21 protein-coding genes are annotated in these 20,182 nt (G+C 58.8%); 6 read left to right on the top strand and 15 right to left on the bottom strand.

The annotated features are described in order from the left end of the window. Positions 1-9: 9 nt before the first annotated feature. Both ctaD and coxB read right to left on the bottom strand, forming a co-directional pair. Positions 10-1,560 (bottom strand): cytochrome c oxidase subunit I, encoded by a 1,551-nt coding sequence (gene ctaD, locus A3224_RS00215; protein WP_067149908.1) that lies wholly within the window; start codon positions 1,558-1,560, stop codon positions 10-12. Between the two features lie 11 nt (positions 1,561-1,571). Further along, complete coding sequence (gene coxB / locus A3224_RS00210; protein ID WP_067149905.1) at positions 1,572-2,717, bottom strand: cytochrome c oxidase subunit II; 1,146 nt, start codon at positions 2,715-2,717, stop codon at positions 1,572-1,574. Positions 2,718-3,205: 488 nt separating this feature from the next. On the opposite strand from coxB, the gene A3224_RS00205 reads away from it, so the two are divergent. Together A3224_RS00205 and A3224_RS00200 are read left to right on the top strand one after the other, a co-directional pair. Further along, on the top strand, positions 3,206-4,645 hold the full coding sequence (locus A3224_RS00205; protein WP_231902420.1) for an MATE family efflux transporter: 1,440 nt from the start codon (positions 3,206-3,208) through the stop codon (positions 4,643-4,645). Then, positions 4,638-5,297, top strand: coding sequence for a hypothetical protein (locus A3224_RS00200; protein ID WP_067149902.1), 660 nt, complete (start codon positions 4,638-4,640; stop codon positions 5,295-5,297). Before A3224_RS00205 ends, A3224_RS00200 begins: the two co-directional genes overlap by 8 nt. Positions 5,298-5,361: 64 nt before the next feature. On the opposite strand, the gene A3224_RS00195 is transcribed toward A3224_RS00200, so the two are convergent. The 3 genes from A3224_RS00195 to A3224_RS00185 form a co-directional block, all read right to left on the bottom strand. Beyond that, on the bottom strand, positions 5,362-6,186 hold the full coding sequence (locus tag A3224_RS00195; RefSeq protein ID WP_067149899.1) for a hypothetical protein: 825 nt from the start codon (positions 6,184-6,186) through the stop codon (positions 5,362-5,364). Further along, positions 6,186-6,449 carry a YheV family putative zinc ribbon protein gene (locus A3224_RS00190; protein ID WP_067149896.1) on the bottom strand — a complete coding sequence of 88 codons (264 nt, stop codon included), beginning with the start codon at positions 6,447-6,449 and terminating at the stop codon, positions 6,186-6,188. Before A3224_RS00190 ends, A3224_RS00195 begins: the two co-directional genes overlap by 1 nt. Positions 6,450-6,537: 88 nt before the next feature. After that, positions 6,538-8,601: a M3 family metallopeptidase gene (locus A3224_RS00185; protein WP_067149892.1), complete on the bottom strand. Its 2,064-nt coding sequence runs from the start codon at positions 8,599-8,601 to the stop codon at positions 6,538-6,540. Between the two features lie 59 nt (positions 8,602-8,660). On the opposite strand from A3224_RS00185, the gene A3224_RS00180 reads away from it, so the two are divergent. Together A3224_RS00180 and A3224_RS00175 are read left to right on the top strand one after the other, a co-directional pair. After that, positions 8,661-9,218: a gamma carbonic anhydrase family protein gene (locus tag A3224_RS00180; RefSeq protein ID WP_067149890.1), complete on the top strand. Its 558-nt coding sequence runs from the start codon at positions 8,661-8,663 to the stop codon at positions 9,216-9,218. A 104-nt stretch (positions 9,219-9,322) separates the two neighbouring features. Beyond that, on the top strand, positions 9,323-9,841 hold the full coding sequence (locus A3224_RS00175; RefSeq protein ID WP_067149888.1) for a hypothetical protein: 519 nt from the start codon (positions 9,323-9,325) through the stop codon (positions 9,839-9,841). Between the two features lie 34 nt (positions 9,842-9,875). On the opposite strand, the gene A3224_RS00170 is transcribed toward A3224_RS00175, so the two are convergent. Next, the gene (locus A3224_RS00170) at positions 9,876-10,778 is read right to left on the bottom strand and encodes a LysR family transcriptional regulator ArgP (RefSeq protein ID WP_067149885.1); all 903 of its coding nucleotides are present in this window, start codon (positions 10,776-10,778) and stop codon (positions 9,876-9,878) included. A gap of 171 nt (positions 10,779-10,949) precedes the next feature. Between A3224_RS00170 and A3224_RS00165 the strand changes: the two genes are divergently transcribed. After that, entirely contained in the window at positions 10,950-11,549 is a 600-nt protein-coding gene (locus A3224_RS00165; RefSeq protein WP_067149882.1) for a LysE/ArgO family amino acid transporter, read from the top strand. Between the two features lie 33 nt (positions 11,550-11,582). Here A3224_RS00165 and A3224_RS00160 read toward each other — a convergent pair whose 3' ends face one another. The 9 genes from A3224_RS00160 to A3224_RS00120 all read right to left on the bottom strand — a co-directional run bounded on the left by A3224_RS00160 (position 11,583) and on the right by A3224_RS00120 (position 19,534). Next, positions 11,583-11,984 (bottom strand): hypothetical protein, encoded by a 402-nt coding sequence (locus A3224_RS00160; RefSeq protein WP_067149879.1) that lies wholly within the window; start codon positions 11,982-11,984, stop codon positions 11,583-11,585. Between the two features lie 16 nt (positions 11,985-12,000). Then, positions 12,001-12,825, bottom strand: coding sequence for a shikimate dehydrogenase (gene aroE, locus A3224_RS00155; protein ID WP_067149876.1), 825 nt, complete (start codon positions 12,823-12,825; stop codon positions 12,001-12,003). Further along, complete coding sequence (locus A3224_RS00150; protein WP_067149873.1) at positions 12,822-13,268, bottom strand: hypothetical protein; 447 nt, start codon at positions 13,266-13,268, stop codon at positions 12,822-12,824. The genes aroE and A3224_RS00150 overlap by 4 nt, the downstream gene beginning before the upstream one ends. A 14-nt stretch (positions 13,269-13,282) precedes the next feature. Further along, entirely contained in the window at positions 13,283-14,191 is a 909-nt protein-coding gene (hemF, locus tag A3224_RS00145) for an oxygen-dependent coproporphyrinogen oxidase (protein WP_067149869.1), read from the bottom strand. Between the two features lie 55 nt (positions 14,192-14,246). Next, a complete protein-coding gene (locus tag A3224_RS00140) occupies positions 14,247-14,813 on the bottom strand; it encodes an L-threonylcarbamoyladenylate synthase (protein WP_231902419.1) in 567 nt (188 codons plus the stop codon). Positions 14,814-14,823: 10 nt separating this feature from the next. Beyond that, positions 14,824-15,339, bottom strand: a complete 516-nt coding sequence (purE, locus tag A3224_RS00135; RefSeq protein ID WP_067149866.1) for a 5-(carboxyamino)imidazole ribonucleotide mutase — start codon at positions 15,337-15,339, stop codon at positions 14,824-14,826. A gap of 370 nt (positions 15,340-15,709) precedes the next feature. Beyond that, on the bottom strand, positions 15,710-17,152 hold the full coding sequence (locus A3224_RS00130; protein ID WP_067149864.1) for a catalase: 1,443 nt from the start codon (positions 17,150-17,152) through the stop codon (positions 15,710-15,712). A gap of 81 nt (positions 17,153-17,233) precedes the next feature. After that, positions 17,234-18,373, bottom strand: a complete 1,140-nt coding sequence (gene dprA, locus A3224_RS00125; protein ID WP_067149860.1) for a DNA-processing protein DprA — start codon at positions 18,371-18,373, stop codon at positions 17,234-17,236. Between the two features lie 87 nt (positions 18,374-18,460). Next, entirely contained in the window at positions 18,461-19,534 is a 1,074-nt protein-coding gene (locus A3224_RS00120; RefSeq protein ID WP_067149856.1) for a LysM peptidoglycan-binding domain-containing protein, read from the bottom strand. Between the two features lie 138 nt (positions 19,535-19,672). Here A3224_RS00120 and def point away from each other — a divergent pair, with 138 nt between their 5' ends. Continuing rightward, complete coding sequence (gene def, locus A3224_RS00115; RefSeq protein WP_067149852.1) at positions 19,673-20,179, top strand: peptide deformylase; 507 nt, start codon at positions 19,673-19,675, stop codon at positions 20,177-20,179. Positions 20,180-20,182 lie beyond the last annotated feature (3 nt).

The following is a 20,182-nucleotide window of genomic DNA, read 5'->3' as shown; positions in this document are numbered from 1 at the left end:
GTCTCCCCCTTAACGCACGGCTGGTGGTGTGCTGAAAGTGTGATACGGCGCTGGAGAAGGCACAGTCCACTCCAAGCCTTGTGGATTGTCCCAAACCTCGTCTGTTGCTTTCTTGCCCCCCATCACGGTGCGCACGACATTGAACAAGAAAACGATCTGTGCGGCGCCGAACAGGAAGGCACCGATGCTGGAAATCTGGTTGAAGTCGGCGAACTGCAGCGCGTAGTCCGGAATCCGCCTCGGCATCCCAGCCAAGCCGACAAAGTGCATTGGGAAGAAGGTCAGGTTGAGACCAATAAACGCCAGCCAGAAATGCACCTTGCCCATGGTTTCGTTGTACATGTTTCCGGTCCACTTCGGCAGCCAGTAGTAAACACCAGCGGTGATGGAGAAGATAGCCCCAGGTACCAGCACGTAGTGGAAGTGCGCGACCACAAAGTAAGTATCGTGGTACTGGAAGTCCGCCGGCGCTATGGCGAGCATCAGGCCGGAGAAACCGCCGATAGTAAAGAGAATCACAAAGGCCACCGCGAAAAGCATCGGCGTTTCAAAAGTCATGGCGCCGCGGAACATGGTCGTGACCCAATTGAACACTTTGACCCCAGTAGGCACCGCAATCAGCATAGTGGCGTACATGAAAAAGAGTTCACCAGCGATTGGCATGCCCACGGTAAACATATGGTGCGCCCAGACGATAAAGCTCAGAAATGCGATTGAGGCCGTCGCATACACCATGGAGCTGTAGCCGAAGAGCGGCTTGCGCGCGAAGGTGGGGATGATCGTCGACACAATACCAAAGGCCGGCAAAATCATGATGTAGACCTCGGGGTGGCCGAAGAACCAGAACACATGCTGGAAGAGTACGGGATCACCGCCGCCCGCCGCGTTGAAAAAGCTGGTGCCAAAGTGAATATCCATCAACATCATCGTCACCACACCCGCCAACACAGGCATCACGGCGATCAACAGGTAGGCGGTGATCAGCCAGGTCCAAACAAACAGCGGCATCTTCATCAGCGTCATGCCGGGCGCGCGCATATTCAGAATGGTGGCGATGATATTAATCGCGCCCATAATGGAAGAGGCGCCCATGATATGAATAGAGAAAATGAAGAAGGTGGTGCTCGGCGGTGCATACTCCGTGGATAAGGGAGCGTAGAAAGTCCAACCGAAGTTGGGCGCCCCACCCTCCATAAACAGGGTTGAAAAAAGCATCGCGAAAGCGAATGGCAGTATCCAGAAACTCCAGTTGTTCATGCGCGGCAGCGCCATGTCCGGTGCGCCGATCATCATCGGAATCATCCAGTTGGCGAGGCCGACAAAGGCGGGCATCACCGCCCCGAAAACCATGATCAGACCGTGCATGGTAGTCATCTGGTTGAAGAACTCCGGCTGCACAATTTGCAAACCGGGCTCGAACAACTCGGCGCGGATCACCAGTGCCATGCAACCGCCCAGCAGGAACATCGCAAAGCTGAACCAAAGGTACATGGAGCCGATATCTTTGTGGTTGGTGGTAAAGAGCCACCGCTTGAATCCTGATTGCGGGCCGTGTGCCATGACCAGTTCCTCTACTGCTGATTCTTGAAATTAAGAATGTCGACGGGCTGCACGGTGTCGCCCATATCATTGCCGAAGGCATTGCGCTGATAAGTGATCACCGCGGCCAGGTCCACCTCGGACAGCTGCTGGCCGAACGCCTGCATCGCCGGGTTGACCTTGGAACCATAGATCACAATGTTCAGGTGCCCCTCCAGCGGCCCAGTGGCGATCTTTGAACCGGCGATGGCAGGGAAGGCTCCGGGCACACCCTGACCATTGGGCTGGTGACAGGCGGCGCAGGTACGGTTGTAGACCTGCTCACCGCGCGCGAAGAGTTCGTCGAAGGTAAACGTCTTCTCGGTAAGCGCCTTCATTTTGGCCGCGGCCACCGCGCGCTCGCTCAACCAGGCGTTGTACTCGGCCTCCGGAACCGCCTTGACCACAATCGGCATAAAGCCGTGATCTTTGCCGCATAGCTCGGCACATTGGCCGCGGTAGATTCCCGGCTCGTCAACCCTGGCCCAGGCCTCGTTGATAAAGCCGGGGATGGCGTCCTTCTTCACCGCCAGCTCCGGCACCCACCAGGAATGGATAACATCGTTGGCGGTGAGTAGGAAACGAACTTTCTTGTTCACCGGTATCACCAGTGGCTCATCTACCTCCAGGAGATAGTGTTCGCTCTTGGGCTGGCGGTTATCGATTTGAGTGCGAGGCGTGGACAGGTTGGAGAAAAAGGAAACATCGGAGCCCAGGTAGTCATACTTCCACTTCCACTGGTAGCCGGTGACCATGATGTCGATATCGGCTTCTTCCGTGTCGTAAATATCGTAGAGGGTCTTGGTGGCGGGAACCGCCATGCCGATCAGAATCAGGGTGGGAATAATCGTCCAGACGAGCTCCACGATTGTACTTTCGTGGAATTGCGCGGCCTTGTAACCCCTGCTCTTGCGGTGGCGCCACATGCTGTAAAACATCACGCCAAAAACCAGCACGCCGATGGCCACGCAGATCCAGAAGATCAGCATGTGCAGGTCGTAAGTACTCTGGGCAACCTCCGTCACCCCCTGCCTCATATTGACCCCCCAGCGCTCCGCCCCTTGCTCCTCCGCCAGTGAGGAATGGACGAGGCCGAGGGCGGCCGGGAAGGCGAACAGCCGTTTGAAGCCTTTCAACATCGCCTACAGATCTCCGTGTTTTCGCGGGATTCAGATACGAAACCCGTCGTTATTATTCTCGGCCGTTGGCCACCACGGATAACCGGAGTACTCCGCAACGGCGGAGTAAATCCACACAGATTTTGTGGACATGCTGTAGTAACACAAGACTACATACACTGGACGGGGAGACATCCCCGTGATACTGCTGTCAGTGCAACTTGTTATTCTTAGTTAAGATTTTTACTTCAGATGTCGTCGTCCGGAAGGTACAACCAACAACCTGTTTCTTTTTGTCGCAACTACTGCATCGCTAACAGGAACATATCGCCGGGGAAAAGTCAATCAGCCCCCGCTCCGTAACCGGCCGCATAAAGACCGCTCTCAACGTCTTCTGACGGCGCCGCGGCACGTCTCTGTAAAGTATTGACGCACTGGGAAATCCTGCAACCTTATCGCACAGTTTCGCTAGCGGCGGGAACGATAGTGCCCCATATTCGGATAGCTGTATGTCGCAACCACAACCCACAATGAACAGTCGCGTCTGGAATCTGGCCTGGCCGATGATTCTCAGCAATATCTCGGTGCCCCTGCTCGGCGCCGTGGACACGGCAATTCTCGGCCACCTGCCTTCACCGGTTTACCTTTCCGGTGTCGCCATAGGGGCGAGTGTCATGTCGATGCTGTTGTGGGCTTTCGGTTTTCTGCGTATGGGGACCACTGGCCTGGTCGCGCGAAGCGGTGATGGCGGCGCTGACTGGCTGCTGCGCGCGGTACTATCGGGGCTGCTTCTCGGTCTGTTGCTGGCGATTATTGCCTCTCCACTGCTCGAGGTCATCGTGCAGTGGATGAACGCCAGCCCGCAGGCCGCGCCCCACGCTGCAGCCTATCTTCAGATTCGCCTGCTGAGCGCGCCGCTTGCCCTGGCCAACTTCGCCCTGCTGGGCTTTTTTATCGGCCGGCAGGACAGCCGCGCACCGCTGTTTATCCTCTTGGCCGCCAATGCCCTTAATATCGTCTTGGACCTGGTGTTTATCGCCGGCCTCGGCCTGGGCGCAGAAGGCGCAGCCATGGCCAGTGTCTGTGCCGACGTCTGTGCCTTCGCCTGCGGCTTGCTCAGGCTGCGGCGGGTGGACGCGGATATCTGGAAAAATATTTCCCGACAGCTCCAGCGCACAGACTTCTTTCCCCACCGATCTGCCGCACCCTGGCTGGAACTGGCTCGCATCAATGGAGACCTTTTCGTACGCACCTGCCTGCTTCTGCTGACCCTGACCTTTTTTACCGCCCAGGGCGCGGCGCAGGGTGATGCGGTACTCGCGGCCAATGCAATATTGTTGCAGCTGTTGATGATGACCTCCTATGCCCTGGACGGTTTCGCTCACGCCACCGAGGCCTTGGTGGGCGAGTCAGTGGCAAAGAAATCCCCGCACTTATTCCACGCTACTGTGCGCAGTGCCGGTATCTGGGCTCTGGGCAGCGCGGCTGTGATCACACTGGTGCTCATATTCGGCCGCCCACTGATTTTGCCCTTGTTTACGGATCTCAATACTGTCATCGCTCAGGCGGAGCGAGCCTATTGGTGGCTCTGCACCCTGCCTTTGATCGCGGTCTGGAGTTACCAATTGGACGGGGTTTTTATCGGCGTGGGCAAAAGCCGGGAAATGCGCGATTCCATGTTTGTGGCAACCGTGCTCGTGTTTTTCCCGGTGTGGTGGTTGACCCGCGGCTGGGGCAACCATGGCGTGTGGTTCAGCCTATTTTTGTGGTTTGTTTCACGTTCTTTGGGCTTGGCGGTATATTATCGCTACTACACTTTAAAAGTGTCCTGGGTAGTACCGGGACAACAGAGTCATCCATCTTCTTTTGTCGTTAGCAGTATTGCCACCTCGCAAATCAACGGAAAAGGGGATACCGCCGTTGATGTGAGAAGTGGTAGTGATGTGTGACGACTATAAGATCATAGAAGATTCCATCGAACGGGCTGTCACGCTCGAGCGTCACCAGGGCCGCTTCCTTCGCTCACTCCAGCGCTCTCTGCCCCGGCTGCACCGGGCTATCCAAGTATCCCAGAGAGATATTGCGCAGCAGCTTACGCAGTTCGCCATTCGCTATATCCAGGTAGTACCCGAGTGGCTGCGACAGCTGGAAACACTGTGCGAAGTGGGCGGAATGCCTTTCAATCCAGTACGGGAGACAATTGTTCACGGTTTTGCCGAACCACCGGAGCGGCACCCGGAGCAAGTCGGTGTGGCAGCCCTGTTGGACGATGCCTACCTGGCACACCGCACGTTCGAGGAGATAAACGATCACCTGCAACCAGTCTGTGGCATGCCGCTGTTGCCGATGGATTCCATGGTGGCGAATCTGGTGGTCAGAGAATTGCTCGGCGAGATTTACGCTGTGGACTTGGACCAAATCTGCATGGCTTTGGGCCACCAGTTCCGGAAACAACGGCTGGCTCCGGAAAGCCTGGTGGCAATGATCCTTGCCCGACAGCGCTTGATCGAAACCCCAGGTACCTGGCCGGACTTGGCAGCGGAAATGGGTATTGCCCTGCGCCTCCCGTTGGGAGAGCGCCAAATCCATACACTACATTAAGCTGCGTGAGGCGGACATGTCCGCGAGACTCCGGCCACACGGGCACTGAGTGCGAAGTCTACCGCTATTTGTACTGCAATTGCTGCCGCTCGACTATCTGCGCCCAATTCCCATAGAACTGGGCTTCTCCCTGTAGGATGGCGCTGTTGAGGTTGTCGATCTCGCGGCGCAGATTCCGGTCATAAAAATACAGGCTTCCTCCGCGCAGACTGTATCCGTCCGGATTATCGGCGAGCAAGCGATAGAAACGCCCCACCCGTTGCAAATGCGCATCCACCTGCGTTTTTGAAAATTTCCCCTTGCGATAAAAATCCAGCACTTGGGAGTTAATCTCGCGCAGGGCGCGCTCGCGGCTCTGTGGAGACAGATTGCTGTTGCGCAATTGATTGTCGATATCGGCGAGCAGGTCCTGCAGATAGCGGTCCGCGGCCTGCGCGGAAATTTTCAGCTGGTCAATTACCCGCAACCGGTGCTTCAGGGCATTGCGATCCTTCAGCGTGCGACTGTCGGACATTTTCGGTGCGGCAAAATCGCCCAGGGGGCGGAAGATGGTTTCATGCTGCAGATTGCTGTGACGCGTCAATTTATCGCAGATAACCGTGGCTTCCTGCCACTCGGCAAACGGCTGCCCTTCCAGCAGTTGTTGCGGTAACTGCGCTTCCACTTCCTTGAGTTTGCGTTTCTGTTCACTATGGAAATCCGGCTGCGCGCGCCAGTCATTGGCTTGCAGCCGGAACAACGCCAGCAACCCCTGGTTAACGCAGCTGGCCAGCAGGTGTGCAGTTTGTTCACGCTGCTGTTCGCGTAAGTTGCGATAGTAGTCCAGTCCGTAGAGAGCGGCTATGGAGACCACCAGCAAAAAAGCCAGTAGCGGATACAGTTTTTTCACTAGGTTTGTTTTTTCGATGGTTGAATGATTTTTACCGGTACCGCGATTTCTTCTTCCCCTGCAGGCCTGTGCACCCGCGTGGCAAGTTCCCTGGGCGAGGACTGCAGTCGAATTTCGTCCTTGAATCCGCAGGCGACACACTCGCGGTAATTTTTATCATTCTGACGATAATTAACGATTCGGTCCATTTGGCCGCAGCGCGGACAAACGGCACCGGCGATAAATCGTTTTTTCGGCGGCTTTTCGCCCTCATCTTGTTTCATCGTTTTACTGCTCAGTTGGTTGACCTGAATGCCGTGAGTTCAGCGGCAGAGCGCGGTATAGGTGATCGCCACTTCTGCTTGCTGGCACTCAGCCTGGGGTTGTATTCAACTCCTGTTGCTCTATACCGGAATGACGCAGCAAAGCGTCTATTCTAGGTTCGCGCCCGCGAAATTCCGTGAACAGATCCAGCGCGTCGCGACTGCCGCCCTGTTCGAGAATAGCGTGTAGGAACCGCTCACCCGTGGCAGCATCGAAAATTCCCTTTTCCTCAAACAGAGAGAAGGCATCCGCAGAGAGCACTTCGGCCCATTTATAACTGTAATAGCCCGCGGCATAACCGCCGGCAAAAATATGACTGAAGCTGTGCTGGAAGCGGTTCTCATCGGCTACCGGGACCACCGCCACTTGCGCGCGCACCTTGTCCAGGAGCTGCTGAATATCGGCGGCGGAGGCGCCCTGCTCGAGGCAGTGCAGTTTAAAATCGAACAGTGCAAACTCCAGCTGACGCACGGTGAACATGGCCGACTGAAAATTCTTTGCCGCCAGCATACGCTCCAACAGTGTCTGTGGAAGCGGCTCACCGGTTTCGAAGTGCCCGGAAATCATCGCGATAACTTCCGGCTGCCAGCACCAGTTCTCCAGGAACTGGCTCGGTAATTCCACCGCATCCCAGGCCACACCGTTGATCCCGGATACGGCCGCCACATCCACTTTGGTCAGCATATGGTGCAGACCGTGGCCGAATTCGTGAAACAGGGTGGTGACCTCGTAGTGGGTCAGCAGGGAGGGCTTGTCCGCAGTAGGTGCGGAAAAGTTGCATACCAAATAAGCCACCGGCAGCTGCAGGCCATTGGTAGTCTGCCGGCGCACGCAAACGCTGTCCATCCAGGCGCCGCCGCGCTTGTTCTCGCGGGCAAAGGGGTCCAGGTAAAAACCAGCGATGCGCTCGCCGTTCCGTTGCAGCCAGAAGAACTGTACATCTCGGTGCCAGCAAGGTACCTGCTCATCCTCCTCCACGGTGACGCCAAACAGTTTTTCCACCACCGCGAAAAGACCGGCGAGCACTTTGCGGTAGGGGAAATAGGGGCGCAGTTCCTCCTGGCTGACCGCGTAACGCGCCCGTTTTAGCTTTTCCGACGCCCAGGCGATATCCCAGGGTTGCAGTTCAGCCAAGCCGAGTTTTTCCGCGGCGAAAGCCTGCAGTTCAGCGAAATCCCGCTCCGCCGCCGGTTTCGCCCGCGCAGCCAGATCCCCCAGAAACTCCAGCACTTTGTCAGTGTCCGGCGCCATCTTACTGGCCAGTGACAGTTCGGCGTAATTGGCCATTCCCAACAGCCGCGCCTGCTCCGAGCGCAGGCGCAATATCTCTTCCATCACTGCCGAGTTGTCGAACTCGCCGCCGTTGGGGCCGGTGTCAGAGGCGCGGCTGACATACGCCTTGTGCACCCGCTCCCGCAGGTCGCGGTTGTCGGCGTGGGTCATGACCGCGAGATAACTGGGGCCTTCGAGCGTAATCACCCAGCCTTCCAGTCCCCTGGACTGCGCCGCCGCTCGGGCGGCGGCCAGTGCCGTCTGTGGCAGGCCGGAGAGCTCACTTTCGTCTTCTGTATGCCAGGTCCAAGCATTGGTGGCATCGAGCACATTATTGGCAAAACGGCTGGATAACTCCGCCAAACGCTGGCTGTTGGCAGCGAAAGTCTCCCGCGCCCGCCCCTCGAGCCCAACCCCGCCCAAGACGAAATCCCGCAACCCCAATTCCACGGCTTTCTTGCGCTGCTGCGGCCAGCTAGAGAATGCGGGTGAATCCGCCAGCTGCTGGTAGATGGCGTACAGATCGCGGTTCTGCCCCAGCTCGGTCCAATAGGCGGTCACCCGGGCCAACGCTGCCTCGTAAGGCGCCCGCCAGGGTCCACTCAATACACTGTTAAGGTGACTGACTGGCGAAAAGGCGCGGTTGAGCTGGTCCTGGACCTCTTCCAGGGGAGCCAGGGTACTTTCCCAACCCGGCTTATTTAGCCCTTCTTGCAACTTCCGGCAGCATCGATCGATCAATTCGGCGATTGCCGGTTCCACATCCTCCGGCCGCAAACGGTCAAACGGCGGGAGCAGTGGCATATCGAGCAGAGGAGAAGTCGGTACGGAATTGGACATACAAGACCCACGTGTAGGATAAGGCTATGATAGGGCGCCGATTGTACAGGAGATTGATGATGTCCCCACTGCGTGCCCTCGGAGACTCAGACCGTGAAAAATCGCCCCGGCTCGGCCAGGGTGTGTATATAGACCCGCAATCCGCCGTCATCGGCGACGTGACCCTGGGAGACGACAGCTCCGTGTGGCCCATGGCGGTTGTGCGGGGCGATATGCACCGCATCCGCATCGGCGCGCGCACTAGTGTGCAGGATGGGGCGGTGTTGCACATCACCCACGCCGGCCCCTTCAACCCGGAAGGCTGGCCGCTGACCATCGGCGACGACGTGACCATCGGCCACAAAGCGTGTCTGCACGGCTGTACTGTCGGCAACCGGGTATTGATCGGTATCGGGGCCATTGTATTAGACGGCGCCGTTATTGAAGACGAGGTTGTGCTCGCCGCTGGCGCGCTGGTACCTCCAGGGAAGACACTGGAGAGCGGCTTCCTCTATGTCGGTTCACCGGCCAAACCCGCGCGGCAATTGACAGATAAAGAAAAAGCTTTCTTCCGCTATTCCGCCGACAACTACGTAAAGTTAAAGAATCAGTACCTAGCTGAGCGCCAACAATCCTAAACTTCCGCCGCTCGAGCGGTTGCCCGGCTCAATCCGTCATGATTCTCTCCGAAACTGGCGGGTCGCCGAAGTGTCGATCGTCTGTCAACGCAAGGAGCTACCACATGACACCGGAACAACATCTGCAAGAGATAGAAGCATTCTCCCGGCGCTACCGCTACGATATGGATTATCTGAAGGAGTTCCTTCACGCCTCACCGAAGGGCTACGAGAAATTTGCCAATTTTCGCCCGCTTTCCCACCACCGGGAATTCCTGTCGGCTGACATCTATTGGGTCAGCAAACTTGCCGCTATGCAGGTGGCAGACTGCGGCGCTTGCCTCCAGTTAAGCGTGCGTATGGCCCTGGAAGCGGGACTGGATAAATCACTGGTGCAGGCCTGTCTGCAGGGCGGCAGCCACCTGCCGGACAAGCTGAAGGATATCTTTGATTTCGCCACTGCAGTGGCCGGCCACCAGGACATTGATCCCCAGCTGGAAGAGCGCATCGACACCATTCTGGAAAAACGCCAACGCATAGAATTGGGCGTTTGTGTCGCCACTGCCTCCGTTTACCCCACGATCAAGCGGGCGATGGGCTATGCGCAAAGCTGCTGTCTGCTGGACGTTGATTTTTCCGTCTGAGCCCCCTCGAGTCTTACCGCGACGCCTGCATAAATCAGTCCGGGGCTCTCTGGTGCACCAACAGGCTTTTCGCCCGGTGCAGCAACTGGCGGGTGAGCTCGTCCAAGAGGGCACCGCCGTTGCGCCAATAGTGCCAATAGAGCGGCACATCCACCGGGCGATCCGGCAGCAGCTCCACCAGCTCCCCCCGGGCCAGCTCTCCCACCGCCTGCAGTTCCGGTACCAGCCCCCAACCGAGACCGGCGGAAGCCAGGCATACAAACCCCTCCGCGGACGGGCACAGGTGATGGGCGAAGTTGCCGCTCACCCCCAGAGATTCCAGGTAGCGGTGCTGGAGTGAGTCGTCCGGCCCAAACACAATGGCGGGACTGTGCGCCAGTGCTTCGGATGTCACGCCTCTGGGGAAATAGCGGGCGATAAAGCCGGGGCTTGCCAAAGCCCGGTAGCGCATGGCACCCAGAAGGACGCTGCGGGCACCGGCTACCGGACGCTCGGAGGCGCACACACAGGCAGCTACCTCCCCGGCGCGCATGCGCTTGAGCCCGACCTCCTGATCCTCCACCACATGGTCCAGCAATACCCGCTGCGCCGCACAGAATTCAGCCACGGCCGGGGCCCACCAAGTCGCCAGCGTGTCGGCGTTTATCGCAATTCGCAACCGCTCGGGTCCGCCGCCCTCAGACAGCGTCGGTACCAGCTCTGTCAGGTCGCGCTCAAGCAGGCGCACCTGCTGGATATGGTTGAGCAAATGCCGCCCCAATTCCGTCGGCTGGGGCGGTGTCGCCCGTACCAGTACCGGCTGCCCCACCCGGGCTTCCAGTAGCTTGATTCGCTGTGACACCGCCGATTGGGACAGACCCAGTGCCACTGCGGCCCGCTCAAAGCCACCCTGCTCCACCACGGCGGCAAGTGCAAAAAGCAATTTATAGTCAAACATCAATTTCTCTAATACATCATCATGAAAATTTGTTTTTCTTATACATTCTTTCGCGACACACTCACCACTATTATCTCTGCCCATATGATTGCCCCATGAGAACCCAAACACCGCTTGCGACGCTGTTCCGCTGCTTCCGTGTACCCGGATTCCCGCGAGGAGTATGCTGAGATGTGGCAAAGTTATGTGAACGGCCTGTTAGTGGCCGCCGGGCTTATCGTGGCCATAGGTGCGCAAAATACGTTTGTCCTGGCCCAGAGTCTGCGCCGTGAGCATCACTTGCCAGTGGCAGCGCTCTGTGTGCTGTGCGATGCGATACTGGTTTCCGCTGGCGTTTTCGGCCTGGCCACTCTGTTGCTGCAAAGCCCGACACTGTTGGCGGTGGCACGCTGGGGCGGCGCGGCTTTTCTGCTCTGGTACGGAATCAAGGCGCTGATGCGAGCGCTTCGCCCTAGCGGGCTCCAAACTCCCGACTCAGTCCCGCGTTCGCGCCGGGCGGTTTTGCTCTCCGCACTGGCTGTGACTCTACTCAACCCGCACGTATATCTGGATACCGTATTGCTGATCGGCTCACTCGGTGCCCAGCAGCCCGCACCCGGCGCCTATGCACTGGGCGCCGCCAGCGCCTCCCTGGCCTGGTTTTTTACCCTGGCCCTGGGTGCCGCTTGGCTCTCGCCCTGGCTGGCGCGTCCAGCAACCTGGCGCCTGCTTGACTTGGGTGTGGCTGTGATGATGTTCAGTGTGGCCAGCCAGCTGCTGCTGAGCCACTGAGTCCCGGCTTGATTTGCGTGGGTAATGACGTGCTTATCTGGCTTCGGCGCGCAAAAGCCCCGAAGCGGCGATGCCGCCAATAGCACAAGCGAGAATGATCACCAGGGGCGCCATCAGGCCCAGAGAAAGAGCGCCGAGGCCATAGCCGCGCATTGGCAGTAGCAGAAATAACAAGACACCGGCCGGGATCAGCGACAGCCAAAACCCCCGGGAGAACCAGGATCTGTGCCAGGGCAGTAAAAAAATCAGCCCGCAGATACCGCCCCATACGATGCGCTGATACAGGTAGCCAGCGGAGAGGTGCGGGGCAATATCAACCCCCAGCCAGCGGGTAAAGCCGTAGTGCCCCATGGCCCAGAGTCCGAGTGCGTAGCAAAGACCGCCAAAGGCGCCCGCGGCAAAACAAAGCGACAGGTTCCGCAGAAACTCACGCACAAAAAATCCCCCTAGACTACTTGTTCTGCAATTCTTTCCGCAGCTGCTGCAGTATCGGCGCGACATCCGGCCGCAGGCCCCGCCACAGAAAGAAAGACTCCGCGGCTTGTCCCACCAACATACCCAGGCCGTCTGCCACAGTGGCGCCCCGTGCTTTGGCCCAGCACATAAAAGGCGTCGGTTCCGCGCCGTACACCATGTCATAGGCCTTGCAGTTCTCGCCGAGAATTTTTTCCGGCAGATGCGGCATTTCGTTGCTGAGACCGGCGGAACTGGCGTTGATGATGAGGTCGAAGGCGCACGGAAATTCTTCCAGGCCGCCAGCTGTAATTTCGGCGTCAGCGGAGAATTCTTTAGCCAGCCATTCGGCTTTTGCCACAGTCCGGTTGGCGATATGAATTCGCTCCGGTGTTTCCGCCAGCAGCGGCAAGAGTACCCCGCGGGCGGCCCCGCCGGCTCCGAGCACCAGGACCCTCCTATCGCGGATTACCCACCCCAGGTTGTCGCGAATATCGGAAACCAGACCGGCGCCGTCCGTATTGTCGCCGAGCACACGGCCATCATGCAGTTTCTTGAGGGTATTGACGGCGCCGGCGGCACGGGCGCGCTCGGTCAATTCGTCCGCGAAGTCACAGGCGTCCAGCTTGAAGGGCATAGTGACGTTCAATCCGCAGCCGCCACTGGCGAAAAAGCCCCGCGCAAAGGCCGCGAACGCCCCCTCTTCCACCAGTTGCCGCCCGTAGTGGATATCCTGCCCGGTCTGCGCGGCAAAGGCACCGTGAATGCGCGGCGAGAGCGAATGGGCAATCGGATTGCCCACGACCGCGTAGTTGTCCGTCACTTGCGCTGTCTCCCTTGTGCGCGCACGGCGCGGCGGATCTTTGTCGCCTCGTCCACCATGATCAAGCTGTCGATTTTAAGTCCGGCATCGGTATCACTAACCAGATAGCGGACGGTGGTGTTGTATAGCTCCACGCTTTTTTCCCCCTGCGCGGTCAACAGAATCCAGTTCAGTGTCACCAGGCTGCTATTGGTGTTCACCTCGATAATATCGGTGACAGAGCCGACTATTTGACTGACCCCCAGGCGACGGTAGACTTTCAGCAGCCTGGCCACCTGCTGCACAAACTTCTCTCTGGACATTGCCTCCTTGCCGCTATCCTCGCGGTAGTAGTGCAGAGGGAAACGGTAAAAGTCGGCAACCTGCAAGCCATCTCCCCCTTCCAGTTGGCGTCGGTAGTCCTGAAACAGCCTGTTGATCTCTTCCAGTCGCACTTTGTGCACGACAGTCTCCCTGTTTATTCAATCCATTCGCGACGGGGCAGGAACTCCGTGTACAGTTTTTCCTCGTCGGAGCCCGGCTCCGGCTGCCAATCGTATTGCCATCGCACCAGCGATGGCAAAGACATCAAAATCGATTCAGTGCGGCCCCCGCTTTGCAGTCCGAAGAGGGTTCCGCGATCGTACACCAGGTTGAATTCCACGTAGCGGCCGCGGCGGTAGAGCTGGAACTGCCGTTCCCGCTCACCATAGTCGGTGTCCTTGCGCCGGCGCACAATTGGCAAATAGGCGTCCAAGTAACTGTCGCCCACCGAGCGCATCAATGCGAAGGCGTTGTCGAACCCGCCTTGGTTAAAGTCGTCGAAAAAGAGTCCGCCGACACCCCGGGCCTCACCGCGGTGCTTGAGATAGAAGTATTCATCACACCACTGCTTGAATCGAGGATAGACGTCGGCCCCAAAAGGGTCACAGGCTTTTTTCGCTGTGCGGTGCCAGTGCACCACATCCTCGTGAAACCCGTAATAAGGCGTCAAATCGTAACCACCACCAAACCACCAAACCGGCGCCTCACCGTCTTTTTCTGCGACAAACAAGCGTACGTTGGCGTGACTGGTGGGCACATAGGGATTGCGCGGGTGGATCACCAGGGACACCCCCATCGCGTTGAAGGAACGGCCAGCCAGTTCCGGGCGGTTGGCGGTGGCTGAGGGCGGCAACCCCTCGCCGTGGACGTGGGAAAAGTTGACCCCGCCCTTTTCAATCAAAGCGCCCTCTTCCAGCACCCGGGTCCGGCCACCACCACCACCGGGCCTGCTCCAAACGTCTTCGCGAAAGGGAGTGCCGTCTTCGGCGCTTAGCGCCTCGCAGATACGATCCTGCAGCGTCAGCAAATAATGTTTTACCGCCTCGATATCAATTTGACTCATGGTGTGAAACCGCTCTGTTGTGGGAAAGTCTCCGGCCGCTGGCCAGAGTGGATTTTCAACCGCCGGGGCGCAATACCTCACCACTGATCAGATCGCGGATTTCGCTGGGCGCATTGCGGCCACCGGTGGCGCCGCCACCGACAAAATCCAGGGTGTCGCCGAAATAGCGCAAAACTTGGTACTTGTGCCTCGCCGGCTGACAGCCGGAAGGGTTGGCGGAGGTGGATACAATAGCGCCGCCAAAAGCGCGCGTCAGCGCAGCGGTAAAGGGATGGTCGGTGCAGCGCAGTGCCACCGATTGGTGGGCACCGCTGATCCAGGAAGGAACGCGGCCGCAGTGTGGCACCAACCAAGTGACCGGACCGGGCCAAGTGGTGTGAATCTGTCGCAACTGCCGCTCATCGAGCGGATCCAGCAAGCCGGCGAAATGTCGCTCTTCTCCGGAAACCAGAATCAGCCCCTTCGCCACAGGCCGGTCCTTCAGCTGCAGCAGGCGCTGCACTGCCCGGTGGTTATTCGGATCGCAGGCGAGCCCCCACACAGACTCCGTGGGGTGGGCGATAACACCGCCCGCGGCCAGAGCGCGAGCGGCTTTTTTTACGGCGATTGGAGAATAGCGCACGGCGCCAGGCTTACTTGGCCTTGCGCTCTTGCAGGCGTTTCTGCAGCTCAGCGTCCTTGGCAATAATGGCCTCCGCATTGGCACGGCGCTCATCCACCAGTTTTTGGTGCATGGTTGCGTCGGACACGCCGATAATCTGCGCGGCCAGATAGGCGGCATTCTTGGCACCGGCTTTGCCGATGGCCACAGTTGCCACAGGAATACCACCGGGCATCTGCACAGTGGAAAGCAGTGCGTCCAGTCCGTCCAGTGAAGCGTTGATCGGTACACCGATCACCGGCTTTAGGGTGGTGGCGGAAACGGCACCCGCCAAGTGGGCGGCCATGCCGGCGGCACAGATAAAAGCAGCACAACCGCGTTTATCGGCGTCGACCACATAGTTGTGGGTATTTTCCGGCGTGCGGTGCGCCGAAGTGACTTTCACCTCGTAGTCGATACCGAACTTCTCCAGCACGTCGAAGGCGGCTTCCATGGTTGGCAGGTCCGAGTCGGAGCCCATCAGGATGGCTACAAAAGGCTTGCTCATGTCGGTTCTCTTGTTTCTGGCATGCAGGAAGCGCGGCAATCTAGCCGATTGCGCCGCCGCGGACAAGGCGCTCTCCAACGAAACTACAGCAGCAGCCTGATGCGCTTTCGAATTGCCTCCCCTCTATCTAAGCACCTCGGGCTCAGCGACAGCTCACCTGAGCTTCACATCCGCCCCCGAAGAACCTCTGATTAATTCGCTTCCTGACGGTAAAAATTCTTTGGCGCTAGATGAGAAGCTCAAGTGATAGCATGGCCATTTCGAAACTGTCGGATACAGGGAAGTACTCGTGCGTTTTCGAAATGGCCATCCTATTGCCTGAGCGCCACGGAACTAACCAAAGCGTTCACACAAATTAATCAGAGGTTCCCTAGCGTATGCCCAATGCGACCCTGACACCATCGGCATAGTCCGGGTGGACCTTTGCAAAGTGCCCCAACTGGCGCCGAATGATCTCTTCCGGTACGCCGGACATGGACTCGGCGATATTTTCGAACAAGCGCTCTTTCTGGCCATCATCAAACAGATTAAAAAGGGCGCGGGCCTGACTGTAGTCGTCATTGCCCTCGCTATGTTCGTAGCGATCGGCATCACCGGATATGGCCAGCGGCGGTTCCTTGGCGCGGGGATCCGCAATCGGACCTGCAAAAGAGTTCGGCTCGTAATAGGCATCCGGATTTCCAGTCCGGCAGCCGGTAGTGTTCATTTCTCCGTCGCGGTAGTAGTTATGCACCGGACATTTGGGCGCGTTGATTGGCAGGTGTTCATAGTGGGTACCGAGACGGTGGCGGTGGGCATCGGCATAGGCAAAGATGCGCGCCTGGAGCATCTTGTCCGGAGAATGGCCGATACCGGGCACGATGTTCGATGGTGAGAACGCCGCCTGTTCTATTTCGGCGAAGTAATCGTCCGGGTTGCGGTTGAGTTCCATCACACCCACATCGATGGGCGGGAAATCGCCGTGTGGCCAGACTTTGGTGAGATCAAAAGGGTTAAAAGGCATTTTGTCCGCATCCTTTTCCGGCATCACCTGTACCTGCATGGTCCACCGGGGATAGTCGCCCCTTTCGATGGCGCCGTAGAGCGCCTCCTGATAGCTCTCGCGACTGTGACCAATCACTTCCGCCGCTTCTGCATTGGTGAAGTACTTGTGCCCCTGTTGAGTCTTAAAATGGAACTTGACCCAGTAGCGCTCCCCGCTGTGATTCCACAGGGAATAGGTGTGAGAGCCGTAGCCGTTCATATGCATGGGCGATACCGGGAGGCCGCGGTCGGAAAACAGTATGGTGACCTGATGGATACTTTCCGGGCACAGGGACCAAAAGTCCCACATGGCGGTCGGTGAGCGCAGGTTAGTGCGCGGGTGACGCTTCTGGGTGTGGATAAAATCCGGGAACTTGTATGGGTCGCGAACGAAGAATACCGGCGTGTTGTTGCCCACCAAATCCCAGTTGCCGTCTTCGGTATAAAACTTGAGCGCAAAACCTCGCACATCCCGCTCCGCATCCGCGGCGCCACGCTCTCCGGCAACGGTGGAGAATCGTGCCAACATAGGGGTCTCAACACCTGGCTGCAATACCTTGGCGCAGGTATAGCGAGAAAGGTCCCCCGTAATCTTCAGAGTGCCGTGCGCACCCCAGCCATTGGCGTGTACCGTGCGCTCGGGAATCCGCTCGCGGTTCTGGTGCGCCAGCTTTTCGATCAACTGATAGTCCTGTAGCAGCAGGGGCCCTCGCGGCCCTGCGGTAAGACTGTTGCGGTTATCCGGTACAGGCGCACCGGCCGTGGTGGTGAGAGTGGGTTTGTCCGCCATTGGCAACCTCCTGTTCCAAGTCCGAATCAGTATTGTCGGACCCGCGATGCACGGCGAACCGGTTGACGGGCAAGACCTCTTCTAATCGATCGTTTCCTGCAGGTGGGCCGCCCCGGCGGGCGTCAATTGATAACCGCCGGGCAACTGCTCCACTATCCCCGCCAACTCCAGCTCCAGCAACTGCGCCATCAGGGGGCCCGTATCCTCACCGGTATCCCGCGCCAATTGCTCCAGCGTGCGGAGATCCCCGCCCAATGCTTCCACCAGACGCCGCTGCCGTGTTTCCAGAATTCCGCCGCCAGGTTCATGCGCGTCAGCCGGCGGCTGAGCCAGAAGGCCACCCAGTTGCTGGACGATATCCATACTGGTCTCGACCAACGCCGCGCCTTCCTTGATTAATTTGTGGCAGCCGCGAGCCAACGGATTGTGGATTGAGCCGGGGATGGCGAACACTTCTCGGTTCTGCTCCAGGGCCAGTTGTGCTGTGATCAGAGAACCTGAGCGCAGCGCGGCCTCCACCACTAATACCCCCAGGGATAAGCCAGCGATAATGCGATTGCGCCGCGGGAAATTGCTCGCTTCCGGGGCACTGCCCATGGGCTGTTCACTGACGATGGCTCCACCGCCAGCAACAATGTCCTCCGCCAGTGGCTGGTTACGGCGCGGGTAGAGCCTGTCCACACCGCTGCCGAGCACCGCCAGGGTTACGCCCCCGGCTTTGAGCGCGCCGAGATGCGCCGCGGCATCCACCCCGAGCGCAAGGCCGGAGGTAACCGCAAAACCGCTGCCGGCCAGCTCGGTGGCAAAAGCGCGGGCGTTGTCCAGTCCGCTGCGGCTGGCCCGTCGGGCCCCCACCACCGCAATCTGCGGCAGCTGCAAGGCCTCAACGGCACCGCGCACATAGAGCAGCGGCGGCGGGCGGGAGATTTCCGCCAATAGGCGCGGATAGTCGTCTTCGCTGTGGGACAACAGCCGCACCCCGGCGGCAGCACAGCGTTCTTGTTCCGCATACGCCCAGGCGACCTGCGCGCTGTGCTCACCGAGCCTTGCCAACTCGCGCCATTGGCCTTGAACCCGTTCGGGGAAACGATTGGGAGGGAATTCGGAGAGAGATTGCAGCGCCCCGACCGGGTCGCCGAAATGTTCGATCAGTTGCCAGTAGCGGCCGGGGCCCAAACCCTCCAGCCGCAACAGCGCCAAGGTAGCAGTCAACGCATCCATGCGAATTGGCTTCTCGTGCTTTTGCGTGTGGGCGGCAGCCCCAAGTGGCGGTGCCGCCGCACGCAAGGCAGTGCGCGTGGAACGCCTTTAGGGGTTGCGCACCAGATCCATAACTTCCAGGGGCCGGTCCGCTTCGAGCACCAGCGCCAGACTCATCTTCTCGAAGGTCCGGAATACCATCATCACGCCAGCGTACTCGTCCGGCAACTTCACAGTATCGCGCTCGATACGGTCGCGAACCGTAGCGCCCTGCTTGTAAATAGACAGCACATGGCCGGGTTGCAGCCCTTCGCGCTCGCCGCGATTCACCACGACCACATCGTACTTGCCGATCTGGGTTACACCTTCGTCCACACCGAGGATGTAGCCGTCCACAGGCACCGCCGGCGCACCGGGCTGGAACAGGGCCGCGATAGAGCGCTCCTCCACCGGTAACAACCGGTCTTCCAGGCGAATCTCGCGGGCCGTACGTGTAACTTGCATCGTGGCCACGGCAAAGTTTTCGCGGTGATCCGGGTCCAGCTGGAACAGGTCAGCGGAACCCACGTCCAGTGCCTGGCGGCCGAGTATCTCGCCGGTGACCGGGTCCGCGTAGACGGGACCGGGGCGATAGATACCGTAGGAGGCCAGCGGCTCACGGAAATCGCCGCGGGCGTAAATCCTTTCACCGGCCCCCATCAAAATGCGTTGATCGGCACCGGAGATTACATAGGGCGCGCCTTTGAAGGCATCCGGTGCGACAATACGGGTGCGGGAAAGGAAAGCGTTGATAGCGTCCAGCGGAATCGCCGGTATTGCGTCCGCCAGGGGTTCGCGACGCACCTGCGGGTGCAAGCTGTTCGTTCCGGCCGCCGGGCTCAGTTTGTAGCCGCGCGGTCCCCGCTCCAGGTGCAACTGGGGCTGGCCCTCCACATAGACGAGGCGCAGCCGGTCGCCGGGATAGATCAAATGCGGGTTTTCCACCTGGGGGTTAACCTGCCAGATTTCCGGCCATTGCCAGGGCTCGGCGAGGAAGCGGCCGGAGATATCCCAAAGCGTGTCCCCCTCCTGCACCACATAAACATCCGGGTGGTCCGGGTTGAGGCGCACCTGGTCCTGCGCCTGAATGCCAAAGGCCACCGCCAGCAACAGGGCCGTGGCCGCCAGAATAATTTTTCTCATTGAAGCATTCCTATGCTCTTTATCGCTATAATCTTACGGCGCCAGGCCACCGCCCCGGTGGTTTAGCGGCAAATATCGAGCGCGATCATTATGTTATCAGCGCAAGTTCCATGAATACTAGAAGTTTGTCACGGTGTTATGGCCAAACTTGAGATCCTCGAATTTCCCGATCCGCGCCTGCGCCAAGTCGCAAAACCGGTCGAAAAAGTAACCGACGAGCTGCGCCGACTGGTGGACGACATGTTCGAAACCATGTACGCCGCCCCCGGTGTCGGCCTGGCCGCAACCCAGGTAAACGTCCATCAGCGTATCGTGGTGATCGATGTTTCCGAAGATCAAAACGAACCGCTGGTGTTTATCAACCCGGAAATCGAGGTGCTCGACGAGGAGATACACCAGTACGATGAGGGCTGCCTGTCGGTGCCCGGCTTTTATGAAACGGTGGAGCGGCCGCGCAAGGTGCGCGTCAAGGCCCTGGACCGCAATGGCGAGACCTTCGCTCTGGAGGCTGAGGGCCTGCTGGCGGTATGCGTGCAACACGAAGTGGACCACCTGGACGGCAAACTGTTTGTCGACTACCTGTCGCCGCTGAAACGCAACCGCATCCGCTCCAAACTGGAAAAAGCCCACCGCAGACGCGCCTGAAGA

This window comes from Microbulbifer thermotolerans (assembly GCF_001617625.1).
GTDB classification, from domain to species: domain Bacteria; phylum Pseudomonadota; class Gammaproteobacteria; order Pseudomonadales; family Cellvibrionaceae; genus Microbulbifer; species Microbulbifer thermotolerans.
The sequence above is the reverse complement of the archived record's forward strand: the minus strand, read 5'-3'. Positions and strand labels throughout refer to the sequence as shown.